At 72.6% G+C, this 24,013-nt stretch carries 25 protein-coding genes and 1 pseudogene; 15 read left to right on the forward strand and 11 right to left on the reverse strand.

The window, feature by feature from the left end; genetic code table 11:
• Positions 1–137 precede the first annotated feature (137 nt).
• The 4 genes from AC2A1K_RS24430 to AC2A1K_RS24445 are packed head-to-tail and all read left to right on the forward strand — an operon-like array spanning position 138 to position 4,339.
• A complete protein-coding gene (locus AC2A1K_RS24430) occupies positions 138–1,037 on the forward strand; it encodes an acyl-CoA dehydrogenase family protein (RefSeq protein ID WP_483898936.1) in 900 nt (299 codons plus the stop codon).
• Positions 1,034–2,155 carry an acyl-CoA dehydrogenase family protein gene (locus AC2A1K_RS24435; RefSeq protein WP_483898937.1) on the forward strand — a complete coding sequence of 374 codons (1,122 nt, stop codon included), beginning with the start codon at positions 1,034–1,036 and terminating at the stop codon, positions 2,153–2,155. Before AC2A1K_RS24430 ends, AC2A1K_RS24435 begins: the two co-directional genes overlap by 4 nt.
• A gap of 47 nt (positions 2,156–2,202) precedes the next feature.
• Positions 2,203–3,366: an acyl-CoA dehydrogenase family protein gene (locus AC2A1K_RS24440; protein WP_483898938.1), complete on the forward strand. Its 1,164-nt coding sequence runs from the start codon at positions 2,203–2,205 to the stop codon at positions 3,364–3,366.
• A 16-nt stretch (positions 3,367–3,382) separates the two neighbouring features.
• Positions 3,383–4,339, forward strand: coding sequence for an acyl-CoA dehydrogenase family protein (locus AC2A1K_RS24445; RefSeq protein ID WP_483898939.1), 957 nt, complete (start codon positions 3,383–3,385; stop codon positions 4,337–4,339).
• Between the two features lie 324 nt (positions 4,340–4,663).
• On the opposite strand, the pseudogene AC2A1K_RS24450 reads toward AC2A1K_RS24445, so the two are convergent.
• A pseudogene (locus tag AC2A1K_RS24450) lies at positions 4,664–5,032 on the reverse strand (NAD-dependent epimerase/dehydratase family protein); the annotation flags it as partial.
• A complete protein-coding gene (locus AC2A1K_RS24455) occupies positions 5,029–6,054 on the reverse strand; it encodes an aldo/keto reductase (protein ID WP_483898940.1) in 1,026 nt (341 codons plus the stop codon). The pseudogene AC2A1K_RS24450 and the gene AC2A1K_RS24455, both read right to left, overlap by 4 nt.
• A 68-nt stretch (positions 6,055–6,122) precedes the next feature.
• Between AC2A1K_RS24455 and AC2A1K_RS24460 the strand changes: the two genes are divergently transcribed.
• Positions 6,123–6,755, forward strand: a complete 633-nt coding sequence (locus AC2A1K_RS24460) for a TetR/AcrR family transcriptional regulator (protein WP_483898941.1) — start codon at positions 6,123–6,125, stop codon at positions 6,753–6,755.
• Positions 6,756–6,882: 127 nt separating this feature from the next.
• Here AC2A1K_RS24460 and AC2A1K_RS24465 read toward each other — a convergent pair whose 3' ends face one another.
• On the reverse strand, positions 6,883–7,986 hold the full coding sequence (locus tag AC2A1K_RS24465; RefSeq protein ID WP_483898942.1) for a CaiB/BaiF CoA transferase family protein: 1,104 nt from the start codon (positions 7,984–7,986) through the stop codon (positions 6,883–6,885).
• A 178-nt stretch (positions 7,987–8,164) separates the two neighbouring features.
• Here AC2A1K_RS24465 and AC2A1K_RS24470 point away from each other — a divergent pair, with 178 nt between their 5' ends.
• Positions 8,165–9,310, forward strand: coding sequence for a thiolase family protein (locus AC2A1K_RS24470; protein WP_483898943.1), 1,146 nt, complete (start codon positions 8,165–8,167; stop codon positions 9,308–9,310).
• Between the two features lie 3 nt (positions 9,311–9,313).
• Here the strand turns inward: AC2A1K_RS24470 and AC2A1K_RS24475 are convergent, their stop codons facing one another.
• A complete protein-coding gene (locus tag AC2A1K_RS24475; RefSeq protein ID WP_483898944.1) occupies positions 9,314–9,556 on the reverse strand; it encodes a hypothetical protein in 243 nt (80 codons plus the stop codon).
• A gap of 101 nt (positions 9,557–9,657) precedes the next feature.
• Here AC2A1K_RS24475 and AC2A1K_RS24480 point away from each other — a divergent pair, with 101 nt between their 5' ends.
• Positions 9,658–10,236 carry a cupin domain-containing protein gene (locus AC2A1K_RS24480; RefSeq protein WP_483898945.1) on the forward strand — a complete coding sequence of 193 codons (579 nt, stop codon included), beginning with the start codon at positions 9,658–9,660 and terminating at the stop codon, positions 10,234–10,236.
• 118 nt (positions 10,237–10,354) lie between these two features.
• On the forward strand, positions 10,355–11,401 hold the full coding sequence (locus tag AC2A1K_RS24485) for a phosphotransferase family protein (protein ID WP_483898946.1): 1,047 nt from the start codon (positions 10,355–10,357) through the stop codon (positions 11,399–11,401).
• A gap of 162 nt (positions 11,402–11,563) precedes the next feature.
• Here the strand turns inward: AC2A1K_RS24485 and AC2A1K_RS24490 are convergent, their stop codons facing one another.
• Positions 11,564–12,256 (reverse strand): enoyl-CoA hydratase, encoded by a 693-nt coding sequence (locus AC2A1K_RS24490; protein ID WP_483898947.1) that lies wholly within the window; start codon positions 12,254–12,256, stop codon positions 11,564–11,566.
• A 109-nt stretch (positions 12,257–12,365) separates the two neighbouring features.
• On the opposite strand from AC2A1K_RS24490, the gene AC2A1K_RS24495 reads away from it, so the two are divergent.
• Together AC2A1K_RS24495 and AC2A1K_RS24500 are read left to right on the forward strand one after the other, a co-directional pair.
• The gene (locus tag AC2A1K_RS24495) at positions 12,366–13,241 is read left to right on the forward strand and encodes a MaoC/PaaZ C-terminal domain-containing protein (protein ID WP_483898948.1); all 876 of its coding nucleotides are present in this window, start codon (positions 12,366–12,368) and stop codon (positions 13,239–13,241) included.
• On the forward strand, positions 13,238–14,002 hold the full coding sequence (locus tag AC2A1K_RS24500; RefSeq protein WP_483898949.1) for an enoyl-CoA hydratase/isomerase family protein: 765 nt from the start codon (positions 13,238–13,240) through the stop codon (positions 14,000–14,002). Before AC2A1K_RS24495 ends, AC2A1K_RS24500 begins: the two co-directional genes overlap by 4 nt.
• Positions 14,003–14,101: 99 nt before the next feature.
• Here AC2A1K_RS24500 and AC2A1K_RS24505 read toward each other — a convergent pair whose 3' ends face one another.
• Together AC2A1K_RS24505 and AC2A1K_RS24510 are read right to left on the reverse strand one after the other, a co-directional pair.
• On the reverse strand, positions 14,102–15,685 hold the full coding sequence (locus AC2A1K_RS24505; RefSeq protein ID WP_483898950.1) for an acyl-CoA synthetase: 1,584 nt from the start codon (positions 15,683–15,685) through the stop codon (positions 14,102–14,104).
• A gap of 4 nt (positions 15,686–15,689) precedes the next feature.
• A complete protein-coding gene (locus tag AC2A1K_RS24510) occupies positions 15,690–16,763 on the reverse strand; it encodes a TIGR03857 family LLM class F420-dependent oxidoreductase (RefSeq protein WP_483898951.1) in 1,074 nt (357 codons plus the stop codon).
• Between the two features lie 362 nt (positions 16,764–17,125).
• Here AC2A1K_RS24510 and AC2A1K_RS24515 point away from each other — a divergent pair, with 362 nt between their 5' ends.
• The 5 genes from AC2A1K_RS24515 (at position 17,126) to AC2A1K_RS24535 (ending at position 21,369) form a co-directional block, all read left to right on the forward strand.
• Positions 17,126–18,139 carry an AraC family transcriptional regulator gene (locus tag AC2A1K_RS24515; RefSeq protein WP_483898952.1) on the forward strand — a complete coding sequence of 338 codons (1,014 nt, stop codon included), beginning with the start codon at positions 17,126–17,128 and terminating at the stop codon, positions 18,137–18,139.
• Positions 18,140–18,292: 153 nt separating this feature from the next.
• Positions 18,293–19,024: a tyrosine-protein phosphatase gene (locus AC2A1K_RS24520; protein WP_483898953.1), complete on the forward strand. Its 732-nt coding sequence runs from the start codon at positions 18,293–18,295 to the stop codon at positions 19,022–19,024.
• A 118-nt stretch (positions 19,025–19,142) separates the two neighbouring features.
• Complete coding sequence (locus tag AC2A1K_RS24525; RefSeq protein ID WP_483898954.1) at positions 19,143–19,913, forward strand: SDR family NAD(P)-dependent oxidoreductase; 771 nt, start codon at positions 19,143–19,145, stop codon at positions 19,911–19,913.
• A 36-nt stretch (positions 19,914–19,949) separates the two neighbouring features.
• The gene (locus AC2A1K_RS24530) at positions 19,950–20,414 is read left to right on the forward strand and encodes a pyridoxamine 5'-phosphate oxidase family protein (RefSeq protein WP_483898955.1); all 465 of its coding nucleotides are present in this window, start codon (positions 19,950–19,952) and stop codon (positions 20,412–20,414) included.
• A gap of 115 nt (positions 20,415–20,529) precedes the next feature.
• Complete coding sequence (locus AC2A1K_RS24535) at positions 20,530–21,369, forward strand: SDR family NAD(P)-dependent oxidoreductase (protein WP_483898956.1); 840 nt, start codon at positions 20,530–20,532, stop codon at positions 21,367–21,369.
• A gap of 27 nt (positions 21,370–21,396) precedes the next feature.
• Here the strand turns inward: AC2A1K_RS24535 and AC2A1K_RS24540 are convergent, their stop codons facing one another.
• Genes AC2A1K_RS24540 through AC2A1K_RS24555 form a run of 4 tightly spaced genes read right to left on the reverse strand, consistent with a single transcriptional unit; the run spans position 21,397 to position 23,673 of the window.
• A complete protein-coding gene (locus AC2A1K_RS24540; RefSeq protein WP_483898957.1) occupies positions 21,397–21,660 on the reverse strand; it encodes a PaaI family thioesterase in 264 nt (87 codons plus the stop codon).
• A 33-nt stretch (positions 21,661–21,693) separates the two neighbouring features.
• Entirely contained in the window at positions 21,694–22,047 is a 354-nt protein-coding gene (locus tag AC2A1K_RS24545) for a hypothetical protein (protein WP_483898958.1), read from the reverse strand.
• A complete protein-coding gene (locus AC2A1K_RS24550) occupies positions 22,044–22,616 on the reverse strand; it encodes a nuclear transport factor 2 family protein (protein ID WP_483898959.1) in 573 nt (190 codons plus the stop codon). The genes AC2A1K_RS24545 and AC2A1K_RS24550 overlap by 4 nt, the downstream gene beginning before the upstream one ends.
• Complete coding sequence (locus AC2A1K_RS24555; RefSeq protein ID WP_483898960.1) at positions 22,585–23,673, reverse strand: DUF7064 domain-containing protein; 1,089 nt, start codon at positions 23,671–23,673, stop codon at positions 22,585–22,587. The genes AC2A1K_RS24550 and AC2A1K_RS24555 overlap by 32 nt, the downstream gene beginning before the upstream one ends.
• Positions 23,674–24,013 lie beyond the last annotated feature (340 nt).

A 24,013-nucleotide genomic window follows, 5' to 3' on the forward strand; every position in this document is an offset into this window, starting at 1 on the left:
ATCAACAAGCCGTGATTGCGCTCGCTCGCCGGCGGGTCAACGTCCTGCACGCCATGTTGCGCACCCGCCAGCCTTACCGTCTCGACCATCGGCCGGTCCAAGCCGCTTGACAGAAGCATTAGGCAGCCGCCTCGACGGTGCTCGTCGCCGGTACCGAGGAGCAGCGCAACCGCCACCTGCCCGCCATCCGCGCGGGCGAGGTGTGGTGCCAGGGCTTCTCGGAGCCGGGCGCCGGGTCCGACCTCGCGGCCCTGCGCACCCGGGCGAGACGGCGCGGCGACGTCTACGTCGTGAACGGCCAGAAGACCTGGGCGAGCCTCGCCATGTACGCGCAGTGGTGCCTGCTGCTGGTGCGCACCGACCCGCAGGCCAGTCGTGGGCGCGGCCTGTCCTACCTCCTCATGGACATGAGCACCCCGGGGGTCGAGGTCCGACCGATCCGTCAGTCGACGGGCGAGGAGCACTTCTGCGAGATCTTCCTGACCGATGTCGAGATCCCGGTCTCCCACCTGGTCGGTCCGGAGAACGACGGCTGGCGGGTGGCGCAGTCCACGCTGAACTCGGAGCGCGGTGCGACGATGGTCGAGCTGACCGAGCGCCTGAGCACGGGGTTCGGCTGGCTGCGCTCCGAACTGGACGCTCCGGATCGCGACCCGTCCCTGCCCCGGGCCGCGGACGCGGAGATCGCCGACCGCCTCGCCGAGTTCGCCACCCGGTTACGGGCGCTGCGACTGCTGGTGGCCCGCGGCCTCGACGACGGGCTCCCCGCCGCTGACGCCGGGGTCCTGTCCTCGATGACGAAACTCGTCTACAGCGAGCTGCTCCAGGACCTCACCGGTTTCGGCGTGTCGGTGTCCGGCCTGGAGGGTCAGATCCAGACCACGCGCGCCGCGAGCGGCGGCTGGGAATCCGGGGCGTGGCTGCTCGACTACATCTCGTCCTGGGAGTGGACGATCCCCGGGGGCACCAGCGAGATCCAACGAACGATCATCGGCGAGCGCGGGCTGGGCCTGCCTCGAGAGCCGAGGCCGGCGTGACGATCCTGCCCATCGCTCCGGACCTCCGGGATGTCCGGGACGTCGTCGAGAGCGTGCTCGCGAAACGCTCCTCCTCGGCGGCGGTGCACGCCGGCCTGGAGGCGGGACGTGGCCGCGACCCGGCGCTCGACGACGAGTTGGCCGCGCTCGGTCTGTTCGGGATCGACGTGCCCGAGGAATTCGGCGGGGGAGGCGGCTCACTCGCGCAGGCGCTCCAGCTTCAGGAAGGCTGCGGCCGGGCCTCGGCGTCATGCCGAGTTCTCGGCAGCGCCGCGTGTGCCGCTGCCCTCCTGCACACCGAGAACGAGACCGTCCGGAATCGGTGGCTTGCCCCTCTGGCGGCGGGACAGCTCGGCGGGGCGGTGGCACTCGGGTCCGGAGGCGCCTCGGTGGCGGTGACCGCGACCCCGGACGGGCCCGGGTGGACGTTGTCCGGCGACGTCGCGCACGTCCTCGACGGTTCGTCGGCCGACGTGCTGGTCGTGGGCGCCCGGAACGTGCAGCACGGCCCGGTGCTCGGCGTCGTCGCGACGGCGAGCACCGGTGTGTCCGTCGAGCACCGTCCCGCCGTCGACCGGACCCGGGATCTGGCCCGGGTCCGTCTCGACCGGGTCGCCCTGCCACCGGAGGCCGTCCTGGGGGTGGGGCAGGCCGCCGAGCAGGTCGCGGCGCGCGTGTCGGACCGTGCGGCGCTCGCCGTGGCGGCCGACTCCCTGGGGATCGCGACGCGCGTCCTGGAGATCACCACCGACTACGTCGGGCAGCGTGTGCAGTTCGGCCGCCCCATCGGGTCCTTCCAGGCCGTCAAGCACCAGGCGGCGGACATGCTCGTCGCGACCGAGCAGACCCGCGTACTCGTCGACGAGGCGGCCGCGGCCCTGGACCGACGACGCGGCGACGCCACCGTTCTCGTGTCCATGGCGAAGGACTTCGGCTGCGCGGCCGGGGCCTGGGTCGCCGGGCGGGGCGTCCAGCTCCACGGTGGCATCGGGTACACGTGGGAGCACGACATGCACATCCACCTCAAGCGCGCTCTGCTCAACGCGGCCGTGTTCGGCGACCGGCGGGAGCACAGGGCGCGCATCGCCGAGCGACTCGGCGACGATCGCGCCGGCTGACCCGATGCCTGTCGATCGTTCCTCTGCACCGGCCGAAGGAGCCAGTGATGATCCCGTACGCGGAGCTCGAACGAACCGCGGGCCTGCGCGAGGAACTCCGGACGCTGGTGAGTGTGCACGTGCCGGCCGACTTCCACGGCGGCTTCACCGACGACCCACGGGACTTCGAGACGACCCAGGCGTTCTCGAGGACGCTCGGTGAGAAGGGGCTGCTCGCCCTCGCATGGCCCGAGGAGCACGGTGGGCTGGGCGGGTCGGCCTGGGAGCTGGCCGCCCTCCGCGAGGAGATGTGGGCCAGCTTCGAGCCCCGCGGGGCGCAGTACATGGGCGTCAACTGGGTCGGGCCGGCCATCATGGAGTTCGGGACGCCGGCGCAGCGCGAGCGTCACCTGCCGGCGATCGCGACCGGCAACGTCGTCTGGTGTCAAGGGTTCTCGGAGCCCGAGGCCGGCTCCGACCTGGCGTCGCTGCGGACCCGAGCCGTCCCGCACGACACCGGCTGGACGGTGCACGGGCAGAAGGTGTGGACCTCCTACGCCGACATGGCGGACTGGATGTTCCTGCTGGCCCGGACCACGACGGGTGGACGTAAGCAGAGCGGCCTCACGGTCTTCCTGGTCCCGATGGACCGCGCGGGCATCGAGGTCCGCCCGATCGCCTCCATGCTCGGCCCGCACCACCTCAACGAGGTCTTCCTGGACGGCCTCGAGGTCACGGCCGAGGACGTCCTGGGCAGCGTCGACGAGGGATGGGCTCTCGTCGGCGCAGCGCTGGCCCACGAACGCGTGGGGATCGCCCGCTACGCCCGCAGCGAGCGGCTGCTCCGGGACGCTCCGGTCGCGCTCGGCGACCAGCGATGGACGGGTCTGCCGGAGGCGCTGCGCCACCGCTGGGGGGCTGCGCTGGTGCACTGCCGTCGCGCTCGCCTGATGGCCTATCGCGTGATCGACAAGCAGACCTCGGGACCCGTCCACCCGTCGGAGGCCGCGGCGTACAGGATCGCGGTGACGCAGCTGGATCAGGAAGTGGCCGAGGTGCTGATGGACATCGTGGGCGCGGAGGCGCTCGGCACGGATCGGCGCGAGAACCTGTTCGTCCGTGCCGTCGAGGACTTCTGGCGCTACTCCCAGGCCGCGACCGTCGCGTCCGGCACCGTCGAGGTCCAACGCATCCTGCTCGCCCGATCGATCTTCGGAGGTCTCGGTGGCTGACTCGGTGGCTGGCCCGGTGGCTGACTCGGTGGCTCACCCGGTGGTCGAGCAGGTCCCGACCGAGGTCGCCGACTTCGGCGCGGCGGTGAGTGCCGCGCTGTCTCGCGCCGGTGGCCTCGAACTCGCCCGCTCCGCCGAGGCCGACCCCGCAGGTCGACGTGAGATCGGCGCCCTGCTGGAGCAGCTCGGTGTCTGGGACATCGATCCGCTGGGTGACCCCACGCAGCTCGCCGTCGCCGCGATCACGTGCCGGGAAGCCGGCGCCGTCGCCCTGCCGTATCCGGTGGCCGAGCGTCTCGCCGCCGCCGGTACCGAGCACGCGGACGCGATCGCCTACGTCGACCCGGTCGTGCCACGCATCTCGCACGCGGGTCTCGGGATGTCCTGGCTCGCCGTCGACGGGAGCTCGCGTGCCGCCGTCACCGACGAGGGCCTCGCGATCGGCACCCGGACCGGCCCGTTCGTCGCCGACGTCACGGTGGGACAGTGGCAGCCCGACGACCAGCGACGACGGGTAGCGCTGCTGCTCCTCCTGCAGTGCTGGACCCTGATCGGGACGGTGTCGGCGGCGGCCCGTTCGACCTATCGTTACGTGACGGAGCGCCACCAGTTCGGGTCGCCGCTGTCGAGCTTCCAAGGGGTTCGTTTCGCGCTGACCGACGCCGAGGTCGCCCTGGCCGGGCTGATCGAGATGGCGCACTACACCACGTGGTCGTTGGGGGAGGGTCGACCCGAGGTGTGGACGGACGCCGTGGCGCTGCGGTTGACCGCGCTGGAGGCGGCCGACGTGGTGTTCCGGGTCTGTCATCAGGCCTACGGGGCCACCGGGCTGTGCGACGAGACCGACCTGTCGTGGTTCTCGCGCCACAGCCAGGTCCTCCGCCGCCTTCCCTGGGGGCGATCGCGGGCCGAGGCCGCCCTGCTCGAGGCCATGGAGAGCGAGTCCCTCACGAGCCCGTTCGCGTCTCGGTGACGTCGCTCGGCCGTGGCGGTTCCCGGGCTCGGAGTGGATCGAGGACTCGTCACCCCACGCAGGACCACGTCGAGACTCCGGTGAGCGGTATGAGGCGTTCGTGAGGTCCTCGGTGATGGAGGGTGCGCGGGGATTCTCGCCTGGAGCGATGTAACGCGCGGCCCCAGCCCCCCGAGCGGCTGCGATTAGACCGGTGAGGACGAATCCGCCGCCGCGTCCGTGCACGAGTCCGGGACGGACGACCATCCCGGTCGGGGCTGCCGTGGTCGCCAGCTCCAGCTCGCGCCGCCAGGCCATCCACGGGGGTGCGGTCACCGGATCGGTCTCGGTCGCGGGGCGTGGGCCGGTAGGGCCGATGACGCCGACGCCGCTGAGGTAGATGAACGGGCGCCGGCCGAGGACTGTCAGCATGGCCCGCACGGCCCGTTGCTCGAGCGCGCCCGCGAGGGCCGGGTCGTCGACGCCGACGCGGCCGAACGCCGCATGGACGACGGCGTCGACGGTCGTGATCGCCGAGGCGAGGGGCTCGGGGTGGGCCAGATCGGCCGCGACCGGGTCGAACCCCCTGTTCGCGAGTGCCCGCACGGCTGCGGTGGAGCGGGCGGTGGCGATGATGGCATGGCCGTCGGCCGCCACGGTGTCGGCGATGGCCCCGCCGAGATAGCCGGTCGCCCCGGTCATCAGCACCCTCATCGTGCGAGCGTTGGTCCAACGAGGGAGGCCCCGACCGGGCCGTAGACGAACTCGCGCGTCGAGACGATGAAGTCGTGCGGGAACCCCAGCTCGACGGTTCCGACCCGGTCGAGGCGCTCGAGCAGCTCCAGGGGGAGCGTGAGCCCGGCCGCGCCCAGGTTGTCGGTGAGTTGGTCGAGGCGGCGCGCGCCCAGGATGGGGTGCAACGCCGGATGGCGTGCGGTGGTCCAAGCCAGCGCCACCTGGGACGAACTCGCCCCGAGCTCGTCGGCGACCGTGTCGACCTCGCGGGCGATCTCGAGGTCGCGCTCGGGCACGTCGGCTGCCTCCAGGCGTGACGGGCTCTGGTGGTCGCCGCGGGTGAACTTCCCGCTCAGCACCCCGGCCGCGAGGGGCGACCACGCCGTGACCGACAGGCCGAGCGTGTCGGCCATGGGCAGGAGGTCGCGTTCGACGTCGCGACTGGTGAGGCTGTAGGGGACCTGGAGGCCCACGAACGACGTCCAGCCCCGCAGCTCGGCCAGCATCTGGGCGCGCGACACCACCCACGCCGGCGTGTCGGAGATTCCGATGTAGAGCACCTGACCTGCGCGTACCGCGTCGTCGAGGGCTCGCATCGTCTCCTCGACCGGCGTGCGCTCGTCCCAGATGTGCACCCAGAACACGTCCACATGATCGGTGTTCAACCGGCGCAGGCTCTGCTCCAACGACCGGCGCATGCTCTTGCGATGGTTCCCCGCCGCGTTGGGGTCGGTGCCGTCGACGGTGAGCGTGTACTTCGTCGACAGCAACCAGCTGTCACGGTCGCCGCTGACCAGTTCGCCGACGATGCGCTCGCTGGCACCGTTGGTGTAGCCGTTCGCGGTGTCGATCATGTTGCCGCCCGCGTCGCGATAGGCGTCCACGATCTGGCGGCACTCGTCCTGCGACGTGCCCCACCCCCAGTCCTCTCCGAAGGTCATCGCCCCGAGCACGAACTCGGAGACCCGCAGACCACTCCGCCCGAACGTCCGGTACCTCATCAGTCACTCCCCTGAACGCTTCGTCTAGATTTAGAGTCTAGACGCGGGATCGCGTACCGTGCCACCCCGTGCCACGACAACGCCGGGACGAGGCGGACCTGCGCCGCCGGATACTCGAGGCGACCGAGCGACTGCTGGAGTCACGGACGTTCGCCGAGCTGCAGATCGCCGAGGTGCTCGCCGAGGCCCGGGTGGCTCGCGGCAGCTTCTACCTCTACTTCCAGAACAAGCACGAGGTTCTCCGCGAACTCGCCCGCCTCGCGCTCGAGCGCGCCCAGGAGCACGGGCGTCGCTGGGCGACCGGGGACGACGGCGGGCGGCCCGAAGCGATCCGTGCCGCCATCGATGGCGGCGTGGCCCTGTGGCGCGCCGAGGCCCCCGTCCTACGCGCGGTCGTCGAGACATGGCCGACCGACCCGGACCTGGCCTCGCTCTGGCGCGAGCACATGGACCGGTTCACCGCGCGCACCGCCGCCCGGATCGAGTCCGACCGTCCCCGCAGCGGCCTCGAGGATGACGTCGACCCCGTCGCCGTGGCCGCCGGCCTGACCTGGGCGAGCGAACGGCTCTACTACCTCGCGGCCTGCGGTGTCCCGCCCTTCGACGACCCGGAGCGCCTCCGCGGCGCGCTGACCCACCTCTGGACCGGAGCGCTCGGCGTTCGCTCCGCCGACGGGGGCAGCTCGACGTCTCGGAGCTGATGCTCGGATGATCGCGACCGTGGCCGACCAGCCAGAAGGTCCGTTCCCCGGCCGGCGCCTCTCATCGAACCGCGCGGCCGGCGCCCACGGACGTGCCGCGCCCGCGGCGAGCCCGTGACGGACGTCCTCACGGCACCCCGTGGGACCAACCGTGCCGGACCTCGGCGGCGCCGACGGGTCCCGACGTCGGTCCCGGCAGCCGGGTGGGCGTGCGGGAGAACCGGGGAGCCGGGGCCGCCTGCAGCACCCCGTCCCGATCGACGACGGTGCCACGGGCGGCGACGTGCGGATGGTCGGGCACCTCGCCGAACGCGAGGACGGGCGTCACGCAGGCCTCGGTGTTCGCGAACGCCGCCGCCCACTGGTCGCGTGTCCGGGTGGTGAACACCTCCGCGAACCGGGTCGTGAGCTCCGGCCACCGATCGCGGTCGTGCTGGGCCGGGAGGTCGGCGTCCGCGAGCCCGAGCCCGCGCAGCAGCGCCGTGTAGAACCGGGGCTCGATCGCGCCGACCGCGACGTGCCGGCCGTCGGCGCAGCGGTAGGTGTCGTAGAACGGGGCGTGGCCGTCGAGCAGGTTCGCCTCGCGCTCGTCGACCCAGCCGCCGGTGGGGAGCAGACTCCACACCATCTGCGCGAGCAGCGCCGCCCCGTCGACCATGGCCGCGTCGACGACCTGACCCTCGCCGGACCGTCGCGCCTCCCACGCCGCGGCCAGCACGCCGATGACCAGGAGCATCGACCCGCCCCCGAAGTCGCCGACGAGGTTGAGCGGCGGCACCGGCCGTTCGTCGGCGCGTCCGATCGCGTGCAGGACCCCGGTGAGGGAGATGTAGTTGATGTCGTGACCGACGCTCGGCGCCAGCGGACCCTCCTGGCCCCATCCCGTCATGCGGGCGTAGACGAGGCGGGGGTTACGCGCGTGACACTCCGCCGGTCCGATGCCGAGCCGTTCGGCCACCCCGGGACGGAAGCCCTCGACGAGGACGTCGGCCTGCTCGACCAACCGCAGCACCGCCTCGAGATCGGCGGCATCCTTGAGGTCGCTCTCGATCCGGCGCCGCCCGCGCAGCACCGGGTCCCGATGCGGTGGCAGGCCGGTCGACGGGTCGGCGCCGGGCCGGTCCACCCGGACGACGTCCGCGCCGAGGTCGCCCAGGACCATCGCCGCGTGCGGGACGGGCCCGATCCCGGCGAGCTCGACGACCTTCAGTCCCGCCAACGGTCCCGCCACGTTCGGTTCCTCTCGTCGATGACCGGGCCGGCGCCGCGGACCTCGCCCGTGGGCTCGTGACCGGCTGCGGGGCGGGTCACGGCCGTGGTGTGTTGACGACCGGGTCCCGCGACACCTACCTTAGCCAACCATACAGTTGGGAAAAGGTCGACGGGCTTTCCGCGGAGGAGATGGCGAGATGCGTGACGCGGTGATCGTGGAAGCCGTACGGACTCCGGTGGGCAAGCGCAACGGCGGGCTCTCCGGCGTCCATCCGGTGGACCTCTCGGCGCACGTGCTGGGAGAGCTGGTGGCACGCGCCGGCGTGGAGCCGGGCCTCGTCGAGGACGTCGTCTGGGGCTGCGTCGGGCAGGTGGGGGAGCAGACCCTGGACATCGCGCGAACGGCCGCCCTGGCCGCGGGCTGGCCGGAGTCGGTCACCGGGGTGACCGTCGACCGGCAGTGCGGCTCGAGCCAGCAGGCGGTGCACTTCGCCGCGGCCGGGCTGGTCGCGGGCCACTACGACGTCGTGGTCGCCGGTGGGGTCGAGTCGATGAGCCGGGTACCGATCGGTGCGGCGCTGCAAGGGCAGGACCCGTTCGGCCCGCGCTTCACCGACCGGTACCCGACGGCGCCGCACCAGGGGGTCGGCGCCGAGATGATCGCCGAGCGCTGGGGACTGTCGCGACAGCAACTGGACGAGTACTCGCTGGCCAGCCACGAGAAGGCCGCGGCCGCCCAGGACGAGGGCCGGTTCGCCGCACAGATCGCGCCGGTGGTGTGCGACGACGGCACGGTCGTCGGCGCGGACGAGGGCATCCGCCGGGGCGGCACCGTCGAGACCCTCGGGCGGCTCCAGCCGGCGTTCCGCCCGGACGGCGGCACCATCACCGCGGGGAACTCGTCGCAGATCTCCGACGGGTCGGCGGCGCTGCTCATGACGACCTCGGACCGGGCCTCCGAGCTCGGCCTGACCCCGCTGGCCCGGATCCACACCGCCGTGCTCGCCGGGGCGGACCCGGTGATCATGCTGACCGCCCCGATCCCGGCGACCCGCAAGGCCCTGGCCCGCAGCGGCCTGTCGATCGATCGGATCGGAGCCTTCGAGGTCAACGAGGCGTTCGCGCCGGTGCCGCTGGCCTGGCTCGCCGAGCTGGGAGCGGACCCGAAGGCGCTCAACCCGCTCGGCGGGGCCATCGCGCTCGGGCATCCGCTCGGCGGCTCCGGGGCCCGCCTGATGACCACGCTGGTGCACCACATGCGCGACGGCGGCATCGCCTACGGCCTGCAGACCATGTGCGAGGGCGGTGGCCAGGCGAACGCGACCGTGCTCGAGCTGCTCTGACGGTCAGATGACCGGACGGTCCACCGGTACCCCCGCGAGCGCCGGGTGAGGGCCGCCCCAGCGCCGGCGACTCCTGGTGCCGACCGCGGGCCAGCAGGACGTCCGGGTAGGTGACGACCAGAGGAACGACACGACGATCGCGTCGACGCCCTGCCGTTCGACGAGATCCCGCCCCGCCTCGACGACCTCGCCGGTGTCGACCTCCTCGTGCTGGAGCGTGGCATCGAGATTCCGACGGCGGAGCATAGCCAACTAACCAGTCGTTGGGCTACGTTTCAAAGACTGCGCGGGACCAGAGGAACCCGTCGGATGTGAGGGGAGTGCTCGTGGCTGGTGTTCAGGAGAGGGTGGAACTCGAGGACGAGCTCCCGACGGCGGGGAGACGCATGATCGAGTGGTTCGGCGCGGACGGGGCCGCGGAATTGTTGACGAGCGGCGCGATGACGCCCACGCCGTTGAGCGCCGAAGTCATCGACCTCATCGGTCGCAGTTCGTTGTATCTCGGCAACTGTGCTCGGGTGCTGTTCCGGGACGAGGCGTCGAACGGGTTCAGTCTCGTGCACGCCTGGTTCGGGGAGAACTTCCCCCTGCCTCGGCACAAGCACGCCGGGGACTGCCTCTACTACGTTCTCAAGGGTGAGCTGCGTATGGGCAGCAAGACCATCACCGCCGGCGACGGTCTCTTCGTGCCCAGCGACCGGCCGTACACCTATCGCGCGGGGCCGGGAGGTGTCGAGGTCCTCGAGTTCCGGATGGTGAGCTCCTTCGACATGAACACTCTCGACCAGGACCTCGCCAAGTGGGAATCCTTCGTGAAGATCGGGGACGAGATGGCGGAGGTCTGGCGACGGACGCAGCCCGAGTGGGTGCGTCAGATGGTGACGAGCGACCAGAGTGCCGGTCTGAGCTCCACGACGTCGGACTGAGGTGTGCCGGCGGGTCGCTCGCGCGACGTCGTCGGCCGACATTGCCAATCGTTTAGTTGGTTTGGTTCGTGGACGAGTGCGGCCGACCGGGTGCCGGTGCGCGTCGTCGAGGGAGAGGATGGCAGTGACGGCCTCCGCGACACGGCTGGCGGGTATCGCCCCCGAAGGCGTCGAGAGGTGGCTCGCCGAGCACGTGGAGGCCCTGGCCCCCCCGCTCGAGTTCACATGGGTCGCCGGGGGGCGGTCGAACCTCACCTATGCGGTCACGGACGCCGCCGGGGTGCGTTACGCCCTGCGCCGCCCGCCGACAGGCGGAGTCCTGGGCACCGCACACGACATGCACCGCGAGTGGGCGTTCATCTCGGCGCTGGCCGGGACCGGCGTGCCGGTCGCGCCTCCGATCGCCTACTGCACGGACACCGACGTGACCGGGGCGGAGTTCTACGTCTGCGGGTTCGTCGAGGGGATCGTGCTGGCCGACGAGGCCGACGCCGAGCCCCTCGCGGTCGCGGCGCGCCGTCGCGCGGCCGAGGAGCTGATCGAGACACTCGTCCGGCTCCAGGAGGTGGAGCCGCAGTCGGTCGGCCTCGGCGAGCTGGTGCGCCCCGAGGGATACGTGGAGCGCCAGCTGCGCCGCTGGCGGCGCCAGGTGCAGCGCTGGGCACCGTCGGAACTGGCCGAGATCGACGAGATCGGAGATCTCCTCGCCGACCGCATCCCGGCGCAACGGATCGGCATCGTGCACGGCGATTATCGGCCCGGCAACGTGGCCTTCGGGTCGGACGGCACCGTACGGGCGGTGTTCGACTGGGAGCTGGCGACGACCGGCGACCCGCTGGTCGACCTCTCGTTCATGGCGTGCTCCTGGCGGGAGCCGGGCGACGAGGCGGCCGCGGCCCTCCCCAGCCCCACCGCACTGGCGGGGTTCCCGTCGCGGAGCGAGCTGATCGAGCTCTACCGCCGGCGCTCCGGGCGCGACCTCTCCGACCTGCCGTTCCACCTGGCCTTCTCGCGATGGCGCATCGCGTGCACCCTCGCCGGCATCCGGGCCCGGTACCGCGACGGGCACATGGGGGACGACGGCTCCGGCGATCAGCTGGCGAGTGCCGGGGAGCAGAGTCGGTTGCTACTGGACGCGGCGCGGAACGAGCTGCGCGCCGGGTGAGACAAGACCGATGGAAGGAACGGTGTCCGACCGGCCGTGACCCCGGAGGTGCGCGACACGACGGCACTGCTCGCCGAGCTCGACCGCTTCATCGACGAGGAGGTCCGTCGCATCGCCGGGTACCTGTTCGGCTCCGCCGGCTCCTCGGGTCAGCGAATCGGGTCAGCGAACCGGCCGCGCGGAGGACATGCGCTGTTCGGCCGCGAGCGCGGCCCTGCTGCCGTCGTCACGTGCCACGTCGTAGAGCTCTCGGATCGCGCGGACCGCGTCCGGGTCCTGAGCCGCGATCGCCCGCGCCAGCTCGACGGCACGGTCGAGGAGACGGCCGTGCTCGACGATCTCGTTGACGAGTCCGATCCGCAGTGCGGTCGCGGCGTCCACGAACATCCCGGTGAGCGAGATCTGGCGCGCCCAGCCCGGACCGACGACCTCCGGGAGCCGGGCGGACATGCCCCAGACGGGGGTGAACCCGAAGCGGGCGTGCGAATCGGCGAAGCGGGCGCGCTCGCTGCCGATGCGGACGTCGCACGCCAGCGCGAGCTCGAGGCCGCCGGTGACGGCGGGCCCGTTCACCGCGGCGACCAGCGGCCGGGGGGAACGGTGGAACCGCTGGATCGCGTCGTCGGGGAACCGCGCACTCCGGGCGATCTCGTCGAGGTCGACACCGGCGCAGAACGCCGGGTCGGCACCGGTGATCACGACCGCCCGCGTGGCCGGAGCGGTCGCCGCCACGGCGAGGTGCTCGTCGAGCTCGGCCAGCAGCGAGGCGGAGAGCGCGTTGCGCTCGGCAGGCCGGTTCAGGGTCAGCAGCGTGACGCCGTCGGTCGGGTCCTCGCGGACCACCAGGCCGCTCATGCCGAACCTCCGTGGACGAGACCTTTATCCTAACCGGTTGGTTGGTAACGTGTCGAGGAGTCGGGTGCCGCCCTTCCGGAGCGGCTCGAGCACGACGAAGGAGTGTCGGATGCCGATCGATCCGCAGGCCGCGCTGGCCGCACCGCCCACGGTCGACGAGATCGCCTGGGACGCCGCCGACGTCCTGCACTACCACCTTGCGCTGGGTGCCGGCCGGGATCCGTTGGACCCGCGAGAGCTGCGCTACGCGACCGAGAGCGGCACGGAGGTCCTGCCGACCTTCGCGGTGGTCGCGCCGATGCTGCGTACCTCCGGGCCTCCTCGGGTCGTCTATCCCGGCGTTGACATCGATCTCGACGCCATCCTGCACGGCAGCCAGCGCGTCGAGGTGCACGCCCCGATCCCGCGAGACGGGAAGGCCACCACCCGGACCCGCGTCGCCGGCCTGCAGGACAAGGGCTCGGCTGCGGTGCTCGTGGTCGACACCGACGCGACCGGGGCCGACGGCACGCCGTTGTGGACCTCGAGCATGCGCATGTTCGCCCGCGGCGAGGGTGGGTTCGGTGGCCGCCGAGGTCCTGCGGGGCCGCCGGGTCCCCCGGACCGGGCCCCCGACCACACGATCGTCACGCCGACGCTGCCCCAGCAGGCCCTGCTCTACCGCCTGCTGGGAGACCGCAACCCACTGCACAGCGACCCCGAGGTCGCCGCGGCGGCCGGCTTCCCGCGGCCGATCCTGCAGGGTCTGTGCACCTACGGGGTGGTGACCCGGGCGATCGTCGACGAGGTCCTCGACGGCGACGTGGACCGGGTGCGCAGCGTGGAGGCCCGGTTCAGCGGTGTCGTGCTGCCCGGAGAGACGCTGCGAACCTCGGTGTGGTGGGAGGACGGGCGATGGCTGTTCGACACCGGTGTCGACGAGCGCGACGGTGCGCCCGCCCTCGCCGCGGGCGAGCTCGTGACAGCGGGCGAGGAGGGCGCGTGACCGTCGTCGTGGAGCGCGACGCCGGTCTCGTGCAGGTCACGCTCGACCGGCCCGCCGTGCGCAACGCGCTCACGCCCCGAGGATTCCTCGACCTGCAGCACGCGCTTCTGGAGATCGCGGGGACCGCCGGCGACCGCGCGGTCGTGATCACCGGATCCGGTGGCGCCTTCTGCGCGGGCGCCGACCTCTCGGGCGGCGTTCCCGAGGGATCCGCCCTGGCGATGATGGACCGGATCCACGACGCTGCCCGTGCCCTGCACCGGCTCCCGCAGCCCTGCGTCGCGGCGGTCGACGGTCCGGCGGTCGGGGCCGGCATGAGCCTGGCTCTCGGCTGCGACCTGGTGGTGGCCTCGACCGCGGCCCGCTTCTGCCAGGTCTTCGTCCGGCGCGGACTGTCCCCCGACTTCGGTAGCACGTGGCTGCTGCCGCGCGTCGTCGGCCTGCACACCGCCAAGCGCCTGGCCATGCTGGGCGAGACCGTGTCGGCCGAGCAGGCGCGCGCGCTCGGCCTCGTCGCCGAGGTGACCGCGCCGGACGACCTCCTGGCCACCGCGACCGGTCTCGCGCGGCGCCTGGCCGACGGCCCGCCGATCGCCCTGGCGCTCACCAAGCGGCTGCTGGACTCCGCGTTCACGACGGCCTTCGACGACGCCCTCGAGGCGGAGGCGGCGGCCTCCTCGGTGACCACGGCCACCGAGGACGTCGCCGAGGCGTTCACGGCGTTCGCCGAGAAGCGTTCGCCGGTGTTCCGGGGCCGGTGAGCGTTCCAGCACACCTCTCGCTCCACGGCACGCCGTCGGGTTCGTGCACGCTCTCGCCCGTGACCGGGGGAACGAGCGCGGGCCGGACGGGGTCGCTCGTCACCGCGGCTCCAGGGCCTCCGGGGTCGCCGGCGCACCGGTGGCCGGTGGCGGGGTGGCGTACTCGTCGCGCAGCCGTCCCTTGGCGAGCTTCCCGGTGGGGAGGCGGGGCATCTCGCTGCGGAAGTCGACGGTCCTGGGCACCTTGTAGCCGGCGAGGTGTTCGCGGGCGAAGGCGCGTAGCCCGGCGGCGAGATCGTCCGAGGGCTCGTGCCCGGCCTCGAGCGCGACGACCGCGTGCACGTACTCGCCCATCTCCGGGTCGGGCAGGCCGAACACCGCGACGTCGGCGACCGCGTCGTGAGTGATCAGGCACGACTCGATCTCGGCCGGGTAGATGTTCACCCCGCCGGAGATGATCGTGAAGGAACCGCGGTCGACGAGGTAGAGATAGCCTTCCTCGTCGAGGTAGCCGACGTCGCCGAGGGTGGTCCAGTCGGGATGGTCCGGGTGGCGGCTGGACGCCGTCTTACCGGGGTCGCCGAAGTACTCGAAGGTGAGATCGGGGCGTCTGAAGTACAGGGTGCCGATCTCGCCGGGGGGCAGCTCGTCACCGAGCGCGTCACAGATGTGCGGCTCGCCGAGCAGCGGCTTGCCGACCGAGCCCGGGTGCGCCAGCCATTCCGCCGAGGTGATGAAGGTGAAGCCGTTGCCCTCGGTCGACGAGTAGTACTCGGAGACGATCGGGCCGAGCCAGGCGATCATCTGCCGCTTCACCTCGGGCGGGCACGGCGCGGCGGCGTGGACGACCTGCTCCAGGCTCGAGAGGTCATGCCGATGACGGACGGTCTCGGGGAGCCGCAGCATTCGCACGAACATCGTCGGCACGACCTGCGTGTGGGTGACGGCGTACCGCTCGACGGCGGCCAGGAAGAGCTCGGCGTCGAAGCTCTCCATCACGACCACCGTCCCGCCGAGCTCGTGGACACCGCTGCACCACCCGAGCGGCGCCGCGTGGTAGAGCGGGGCGGGGCTGAGGTAGACCGTGCTCTCGCCCATCCCGAGCACGTGCCGTTCCATCGGCGAGACGATGCCGGGCACCTCGTCGACGCGGGCGTCCGGCAGACCCCTCATCACGCCCTTGGGCCGCCCCGTCGTGCCGGACGAGTAGAGGAGATAGTCCCCGCGCCACTGCTCCGCCAGCGGTTGCGCGGGGAAGCGCGCGATCGCGTCCTCGTACGGCTCGAACCCGGCGGTCGCTCCGTCCATCACCAGCCGGACGGGACAACCGTCCAGCTCCGGGAGCATCCGTCCCGCGGTCCCGGCGAGCTCGATCGTCGAGACGAACGCCGAGGCTCCGCTGTTGCGCACGATGTAGCGGGCTTCGTCGAAGGCCAGATGTCGGTTCACCGCCACGAGATACAGGCCGCTGCGCACCGCCGCCCAGAACACCTCGAAGTAGCGGGGGTGGCTCTCGGCGAGGATCGCGACGCGGTCGCCGCGACGCAGTCCGCGGTCGTGGAGGAGCCGGGCGAGCCGCAGCGAGCGGTCGTCGAGGGCCTGGTAGGTGACCGTCTCGCCCGACCTCGCCATGATGATCGCGGGCCGGGTGGGAGTCGTGGCGGCGAAGGTTCCGGGGTACAACCGACTACTCCTCGTGGCGGATGGGGGAGTGCCTGCTCTCGCGGTACGCCGCGACGACCGGTGCGAGCTCGCGCGGGGTGGCGCCGTGCAGGATCACGCCGTCGGCCCCGAGGTCGAGCTGCCGCCGCGCGGTCGCCGCGCATTGCTCCGCGCTGCCCTCCGCGGCCGTCGCGGACCACGCGGCCGGCAGCAGCGCGGCGATGTGCTCGAGCTGGTCGGAGGTGGCGTGCTGGTCGATGGGATCGGTGCCGAAGCTCGACACGACCTCATCCGCCCGGAAGCGGGTGAGGACCGCGGGGTCCCAGGCGTTCGCCGCCACGAGGCCCTCGCCGTACCCGCGGATCTGCAGGTAGCTGGCGAGCCGGGCCACCACCTTCATCAGCCGGGAGTCCCCGTCGGTGCCCGGCGGGATCGTGGCGAGGACCGACCACACCGCGACGGAGTCCGGATCGCGCCCCGCCCGCTCGGCGCCCTCGCGGACCGCACGCACGCAGCGGTCCACCGTCGCGTCGGCGAAGAACGTGTGCAGCACCACCTGGTCGAAGGCTCGCCCGCCGAGGGCGCAGGTCGCCGGACCCCAGGCGGTGAGGCCGAGTGGGATCTCGGCCGGCGGCGCGGAGCCGATCAGCCGCAGCGCCGGGTACCGACCCGCGGGGCCGTCGTGGTCGCGCACGGTCTCGCCGCGCCAGAGTCGGCGCATGAGCCCGGCGAAGTCCTCCATCCCGGCGGTGGTGATCGGCGGGAGCCCGAACGCCTCGAAGAGCGGCTTGACGCCGCGGCCGATGCCCAGCGTGAAACGGCCGCCGGTGAGGTGGTGCATCGTCGTCGCGTACGACGCGGTGATCAGGGGATGGCGTGTGGTGTGATTGGTCGCCGCCGTCGCGACGGCGATCCGATCGGAGACCGCTCCGAGGGCGCCGGCGATCGCGCCGGCCTCCTTGGTGTTCCACCGCTCGGAGACGAAGACGGCGCCGAGGCCGATCTCCTCGGCGCAGCGCACCTCGTCGATCAGGTCGCGCGGGGTGTCGGTGTGTCCCGCGAGGGTGTAGAAGCCGAGCTCGGCGACGGGGTCGGTCATGGCGCCAGGGTCTCCAGGGCGCCGGACATCCGTCACCCAGCAGGGGGTCAGCTCGGCGACCTGCATCCCGCGTCCTCCGTCCCGCGTTCGCGGACGATGCCAACTTATGAGTTGGTTAACCTAGCGTGCGGAGCCCTCGTTGTCATCCAGGTCACATCGGTGCGGCGGGGCCCGGTGCCGTCGTCCGCACGGCGCCCCGCCGGCGTGCCCGACACCTCGTCGACGTCGGACCCCGTCGTCCGAACCGTCGTGACGGTTGGTTCTGGTCTCCACCGAGGGTTGCCTCTATCGTCGGTCCGCCTCGGTGCGCGCCACGTCCCGAGCGGGGCGACGTGGCAGCGGCCGACCGGAAGGTGAGACGGGTGGGCCGGACCGACGACGGCGTCGAGACCGTCGACCTCGACCGGGTCGACGAGCGTGAGCGCGCCGCGCACTGGGAGGAGGTCGCCTCGGTCACTCATCTCGACGTGACCAGTCGCCCCGACGCCGAGGCCGACCCACGCCCGTTCCGGGCCCGGATACGCCGGCAGTGGATCGACGACGTGGCCATCCTCGACTGCACCTGCATGCCGTGTCACGGTGACCGTGGCCGGAGTCGGATCGCCGCGGCCACGGGGGAGTACGTCGGCGTGCTGCAGCTGCGGCACGGTGTCGAGCGGTTCGTCCAGGGCGACGACCACCTCGAGCTCACCGAGGGCGCGGTCGTCGTCTGGGACAGCCGCCGCCCCGTGCGCTATGCCGTCCCCGGCGAGATGAGCAAGCGCAACCTGATCGTCCCGCTGGCCGTGGTGGAGCAGGCCGCGCCCCGGGGGTCGGGGTGGCGGCCGGGCGCGGTCCTCGACTCGCGGGCCCCGGCGACCCGACTGCTGCTCGCCTACCTGGATGTGCTCGCACACGAGGCCGACGTCCTGGAGGGCGCCACGGCCACCGCGGCGCGCAACGCCGTCGTGGAGCTCTTCGTGGGGGCCGTGGGGCGTGGGCCCGGCCCGTCGCCGCCCCGCGTGCTGCGGGAGGTCGTGGACGACTGGATCGAGCAGCGACTCGGCAGCCCGCTCTCCCCGGCGGCGATCGCGGCGGCCCACGGTCTCTCGGTTCGCACGGCGCACCGCCTCTACGAGGCGACCGGCGAGACGCTCGGGGGCTACGTCCGGCGCCGCCGGCTCGAACGGGCCCATACCCTGCTCGTCGACGGGCAGGAGGCGATGTCGGTGATCGCGGCACGGTGCGGGTTCGCCAGCGCGAGCCATTTCGCGCGGTCCTTCCGGGAGCGGTTCGGGGCGACTCCCAGCGAGGTTCGCGCCGCAGCGCGCGGATCGACGGCGACGCCGTCCGGGGGCGGTCGACGCCCGACCGCGGCAGCTCGCCCCGGGCGGTGACCAACCGGGTCCGCGACGCACCGAGTACGTGACGTGTTCACCGTGGCGTCACGGTGCGCCCGACGGAGCGCGCGCATGATCGATCGTGTGCCCGTCGCCCGCACGGTGCACGCAGCGCGTGACCGCCGGACCCGTGCACACAGGAGGCTGGAGATGACGCTCGCCGTCGGCTTGTCCAACATCAGGGATGTCGGTGGCCTGCCCACCGAGGACGGTCGCACCACCCGGGCCGCGATCCTGTACCGCAGCGATGCGCCGCTCCCGGACGATCCGCCGCCCCATGGGCTCCCGGTCTGGCCACCGCGGACGGTGCTGGACCTGCGGTCCGGGCCCGAGCGTGTCGGGTCGGCCCATCCGCTGGCCGGCGGGCCGACGGTCGTGCGGCCGATCGCCCTGACCGAGGACGTGGCGGCGGCCGGTGCGGCCGGGACGGTGGTCCCGGCCGCGGGGGGCGCCCCGGCCTGGTTCGCGGCGCTGTACCGGGGGTGGCTGGAGCAGCACCCGGAGCGGATCGCGGAAGCGGTCGACGCCGCCGTGGCCGGCGAGCCGCCGGTACTCGTGCACTGCGCCGCCGGGCGGGACCGCACCGGAGTGGTGGTCGCGCTGCTGTTGAGGGTCGCGGGGGTGCGGCGCACCGCCATCGTCGCCGACTACCGGCGCACCGAGCAGAACCAGTCCCGGATCGTCGAGCGGCTCGCCGTGTCCGGGCGTCCGGCCGGGCTGCGGGATGTTCCCGGCGTCCTGCGCACTCCGGAAGCCATCGAGCACGTCCTCGACGTGGTGGACGGTCACCCGGGCGGAGCGACGGGATGGCTGCTCGATCACGGCGCCTCGCCGGTCGACCTCGAGCGGTGGGTGGAGCGCCTGGCCGGCGTCCCGTCGTGACCGGACGTGCCCGCTTGACACCGCGAGTGGCGCACTCCTAGGTTGCCGACCAAGAGGTTGGTTAAAGGGTCGTCGTTCTCGGCCGATCCGCCCCGGGCGACCTGGAGGATGCGACGCGGTGGAGCTGGACGGTGCGAGCGTGCTCGTCACGGGCGGCGGGTCCGGTCTGGGGGAGGCGAGCGCGCGACGGTTGCACGCGAGCGGCGCGGCCGTGGTCGTGCTCGACCTCGACGCCGCGAAGGCCGAAGCGGTCGCGGCCTCGCTCGGCGCCGGTGCCGTGGGCGTGGGAGGGGACGCCTCCGAGGAGGCGGACGTGCGCGGCGCGGTCGAGGCGGCAGTCGTCCGGGGCCCGTTGCGCGCCGTCGTGGCCTGCGCCGGCGGCGGCGGGGGTTGCCGGGTCGTCGACAGGTCGGGCCGGGTGCATCCCCTGGCGATGTTCGAGGACACCGTCCGGAACAACCTCGTCACGGCGTTCAACACCCTGCGACTGGCCGCCGCCGCGATGGCGGAGCAGGACCCCGTGGACGAGTCCGGGCAGCGCGGGGCGATCGTTCTCACCGCCTCGATCGCGGGGTACGAGGGGCAGAGCGGTCAGATCGCCTACGGGTCGGCGAAGGCGGGCGTGATCGGCATGACGCTGATCGCCGCTCGGGACCTCGCCGCGGTCGGGGTGCGCGTGAACACCATCGCCCCCGGTCTGCTCGACACGCCACCGTGGCAGGGCGCCACGCCGCAGACGAAGGACTCGATCGGTCAGGGGGTCGTGTTCCCCCGGCGCTTCGGCCGTCCCGAGGAGTTCAGCGACCTGGCCCGCCACCTTCTGACCAACGACTACATGAACGGTCAGGTCGTCCGCCTCGACGGCGGCATCCGCTTCGCGCCGCGCTGATCACCGGGCCGGCGTCCACGAGAGGGAGGACCCGGGATGGGCGTGTCCATGTCGCCGCGGGAGATCGAGGAGTTCCTGGGCGCCGGCGGCACGGCGGTGCTGGCGACCGTGCGCCGCGACGGGCGGCCGGTGCCGCTGCCGGTCTGGTACGTCGTCGTCGACGGCGAGGTGTACGTCCGGACGCCGCGACGGTCCCGCCGGATCACCAACATCGCCGGCGACGCCCGGGTCAGCCTGCTCGTCCACGACGGGGAGGACTGGGCCGGCCTGCGGGGTGTCCTGGCCCAGGCCGAGGCCGGGCAGGTCGACGACCCCGACCTGTGCGAGCGCGTCGTGGCCACGTTCGGCGAACGCTTCGCCGACCGTCTGCACCGCGACGAGGACCTCCCCGGTGCCGTCGCGGCGCACTACGAACGCCTGGCGGTCCTGCGGATCGTGTTCGGTCGGGTGACCAGCTGGGACAACCGGAAGATTCGCCTGCGCTCGGCATCGCGGGGGTGACGGAGCGGACTCTCAGGCCAACTATACGGTTGGTTATGATGTGGGTGGCATCGACACAGGACCCGACACGACCGGAGGCGCACCGGTGAGTTCCCCCTTGAGGTTCGACGACCGAGTGGCCATCGTGACCGGGGCGGGCGGCGGCCTCGGCCGGGCCTACGCCCGACTCCTCGCGGCGCGCGGCGCGCGGATCGTCGTGAACGATCTCGACCGCACGACCGACTCCGGTCGCACGCCGGCCGCGCAGGTCTGCGCCGAGATCGAGCAGGACGGTGGCAAGGCGGTCCCCTACGACGCCTCGGTCGCCGACCCCGGGACGGCACGCGAGCTGGTCCGGACGGCGATCGAGACCTTCGGGCGGCTCGACATCGTGGTCAACAACGCGGGCATCGTCCGGGACCGATCGTTCGGCCGGATGTCCGACGAGGAGCTCACGCAGGTGCTGGACGTGAACCTCCACGGCATCCTCTCGCTGACCCGGGCGGCATGGGGCGTCATGCGGGAGCAGCACTACGGGCGGATCGTCCTGGCCACCTCCGTGGCGGGCATGTTCGGCAACCGCGGTCAGGCGAACTACGCCACCGCCAAGGCCGGCCTGATCGGTCTCGGGCGGACGCTGGCCGTGGAGGGTGCACGCGACGGGATCGCGGTGAACCTCGTGTCCCCGGGGGCGGCCACGGACATGACCAGGGGCATGCTGCCCGAGGAGGTGCACCAGAAGATGTCGCCCGAGCGGGTCGCTCCGATGGTCGCCTACCTGTGCCACGAGTCCTGCGAGCTCAGCGGAGAGATCCTCTTCGCCGCGGCGGGTCGGTACGCCCGCAACATGATCGTCGAGACGGTCGGCTACGAGAACCCGGCGGCCTCCGTCGAGGACATCGCCGAGCACCTGCCGGAGATCCTCGATCCGTCGGAGTGGACGGTGCCGGTCGAAGCGGTCCGCCCTGTCAGCTGACCCGGCCCGAGCCGCCGCTGGCCCGAGTCACCGCTGGCCCGGGAGCAGTTCCACGAACACGGCAGTGGCCTGGGCGCAGAGCCGCTCGCCGTCGTGCAGCGTGGCCTCCAGGAACCGCTTGCGCCGTTCGTGGCCGGCGAGGCGCACGCGCACGGTCAGCACGGTCCGCAGCGGCGTGACGTCGCGGAAGCGCACCTCCAACGTCGCCGTCCGGGACCGGGGCCGGTCGGCGAGGTCCGCGAGCCGGCCCATCGCCTCGTCGAGGACCAGGCAGATCGCTCCGCCGTGCACGGCGTCGTTGCTGCCCGAGTGGAAGGCTCCGAACTACGTCGTGGCGACCAACGCCTGCGCGGTCGCGTCGACGACCCGCAACGGGGGAGCCAGCGTCTGGCCCCGGCCGGTCGACCCCAGCATCCGCCCGAAGATCTGATCGCGGGCCGGCGCCGCGTGCGGCGCCAGCAGGCGGCGCGCTCGCGCGACGAGCCGGGCGGCCTCCCGGACGGCGGGCTCCGGGGGCACCGCCGCCGCGACGGCGTCCTGCAGCTCCCGGAGCTCGTCGATCATGTCCGACCAGCCCGGGGCGGCCCGGGAGGCGGCCTCGGAGCTCCACCGGGCCCAGTGCGGGTTCAACGGCACGTGCGGAGTCGGGGTCGGCGCCGCGTCAGCCCCGTCGGTCATCGTGCGGCGGCCCCCGGCGCGGTGGCCTCGGTGACGGCGAAGAACTCGTAGGAGGGGTCCTCGCCGCCGTGGCGACCGCCCAGGTAGCCCGCCCGCTCGGTGGTCCGCTCCCATTCCGGCCCGTCGACGTGGTTGAGGGTCCAGTCCGAGACGACGACCCGCCGCCGGATCCCCCAGCGACCGTTCGCACGCTCGAGGACGTCGAGGTACCGGCCCGAGATCACGCCCAGCTCGGGCCTGTCGTTGTCGGCGTGCGGGTGGAACGCCAGGAAGTAGACCTCGGCCCGGGCGTGATCACCGTCGATCTCGACGACCATGTTCGTGATGTGGTGGGTGCCGACGTGGTCCCAGACCGCGTGGGCCCCGTCGACGACGACCGCGGCGAAGTCCTCGCCCGGTCCGTCGAACGGTCCGTGCCGGTCCGTGCCGCCGGGCGCGTAGACCGAACGGATCAGGTCCCGATCGGCCCGGTCGACGCCCCGGGCGTAGCGGTACAGCAGCCGGCGGATCTCCTCGTGGTCGCGCAGCCTGCGCACCTCACGGCGCAGCTCGTCGAGTTCGGACTCCATCGTGGGTCTCGCCTTTCGTGTCGGTCGTCGTGGATCGTGTCCCGGACATCCCGAGCGGCAGGCCGTCGACGAGCTGGTCGAGGACCTCGCCCAGCGCCAGTCCGGTGCAGCCGTCGTCGCGGCGGACGTGGTACGGCCCGTAGCCGATCCGGGTCCACAGCTCGCCGCCGCCGGGATCGCTGCGGCGGTGTCGCAGCGGCACGTGCTGGTCGGGACGTCTCACGGTGGCGGTGTAGGAACGCACCGCGCCGTCGTACCGGATCGAGTACCGCAGCTCACGGGTGAAGCCGTCGGCGGTCCAGCTCTCCTCGAGGTCGAGCAGTTCGGCCGGCCGGGCCGTGCCGTCGCGGTACACGGCGCCCGTGCGCGTCGTCGTCCCCGAGCGGCGGCGGACCTCCAGGACCATGGTCTCGGTCCCGTCCGCCAGCACCGCGGTGATCCAGCGGTAGCCCAACGGTCCTGCCCAGTCCCGGGGACCCCAGGAGTGGTCCCGCAGCCCGCGGGCGTCGATCGTCACCGCGGGGCGGCCGTCGACCGCGATCTCGCCGGTGGCGCGCACGAACTGTTCGTAGTGCCCGAGGGACATCGTCTCCTCGAGCACCGTCTGCGGGTCGGTGCCGTCCGACCCGAACGGTTCGCCCCGGCCGGTCACCGTCAAGGTGACCGCCGCGGTCCGGCGCGGCGCGGCGCGCAGCGCGTCCCCCGGGTCCACCAGCGCCCGGCCGTCGCCGAGCACGGCGACCTCGCCCGCGAAGGCGAGACGCTGCCGCTGGTGGGGGACCTCGACGGCCACGGTGATCGGACCGACCGCGAGCCGGTCCGCGTCCACCTCCTGCGCGCGGTGGAAGGCGAACAGGGTCTCGCCGGTGGGCAGGAACACCAGCAGCGTCGCCTGTCCGGCGGGCCGGTTGGCCTGGACGGCGATCCGCAGCCAGCCCACCACGCCGGAGGACGGGCAGGCGAAGTTGTAGTAGGTGCTCTCGTTGTGGTCCGGGTCGGTGCCCGGCGGGTGACGGAACTCGTGGACGTCCGCGATCGCGCCGGCGAAGAGGGACATCGTGATCACCTCCGGTGGGGTTCGGGGACGTCCCCGGGGACGAGGTCGGGCACGGTGGCGAGCTCCCCACCGCGCGGCGCCGGAGCGCCCCCGCGCTCGGCGACCTCGGTGACGAAGCGGAACCGCGGCCGTCGAGCAGCGCATCGACGATCACCCGGCAGACCATTCGACGGGATCCGCGGCGGCGCCGACCGCGATGTGGTGGCGCAGCACGTCGACCTCCTCGTCATCGACGACTCGTGACCCGCGGTGGCCAGACAGATGCCAACTATAGAGTTGGTTTTGGCATGGTGGCGCAACTGCGAGGGCCAGCACAACCTTGACTCCTCCTGGCGTCGTC

The organism is Actinomycetospora sp. 2LY8.5, from assembly GCF_057180585.1.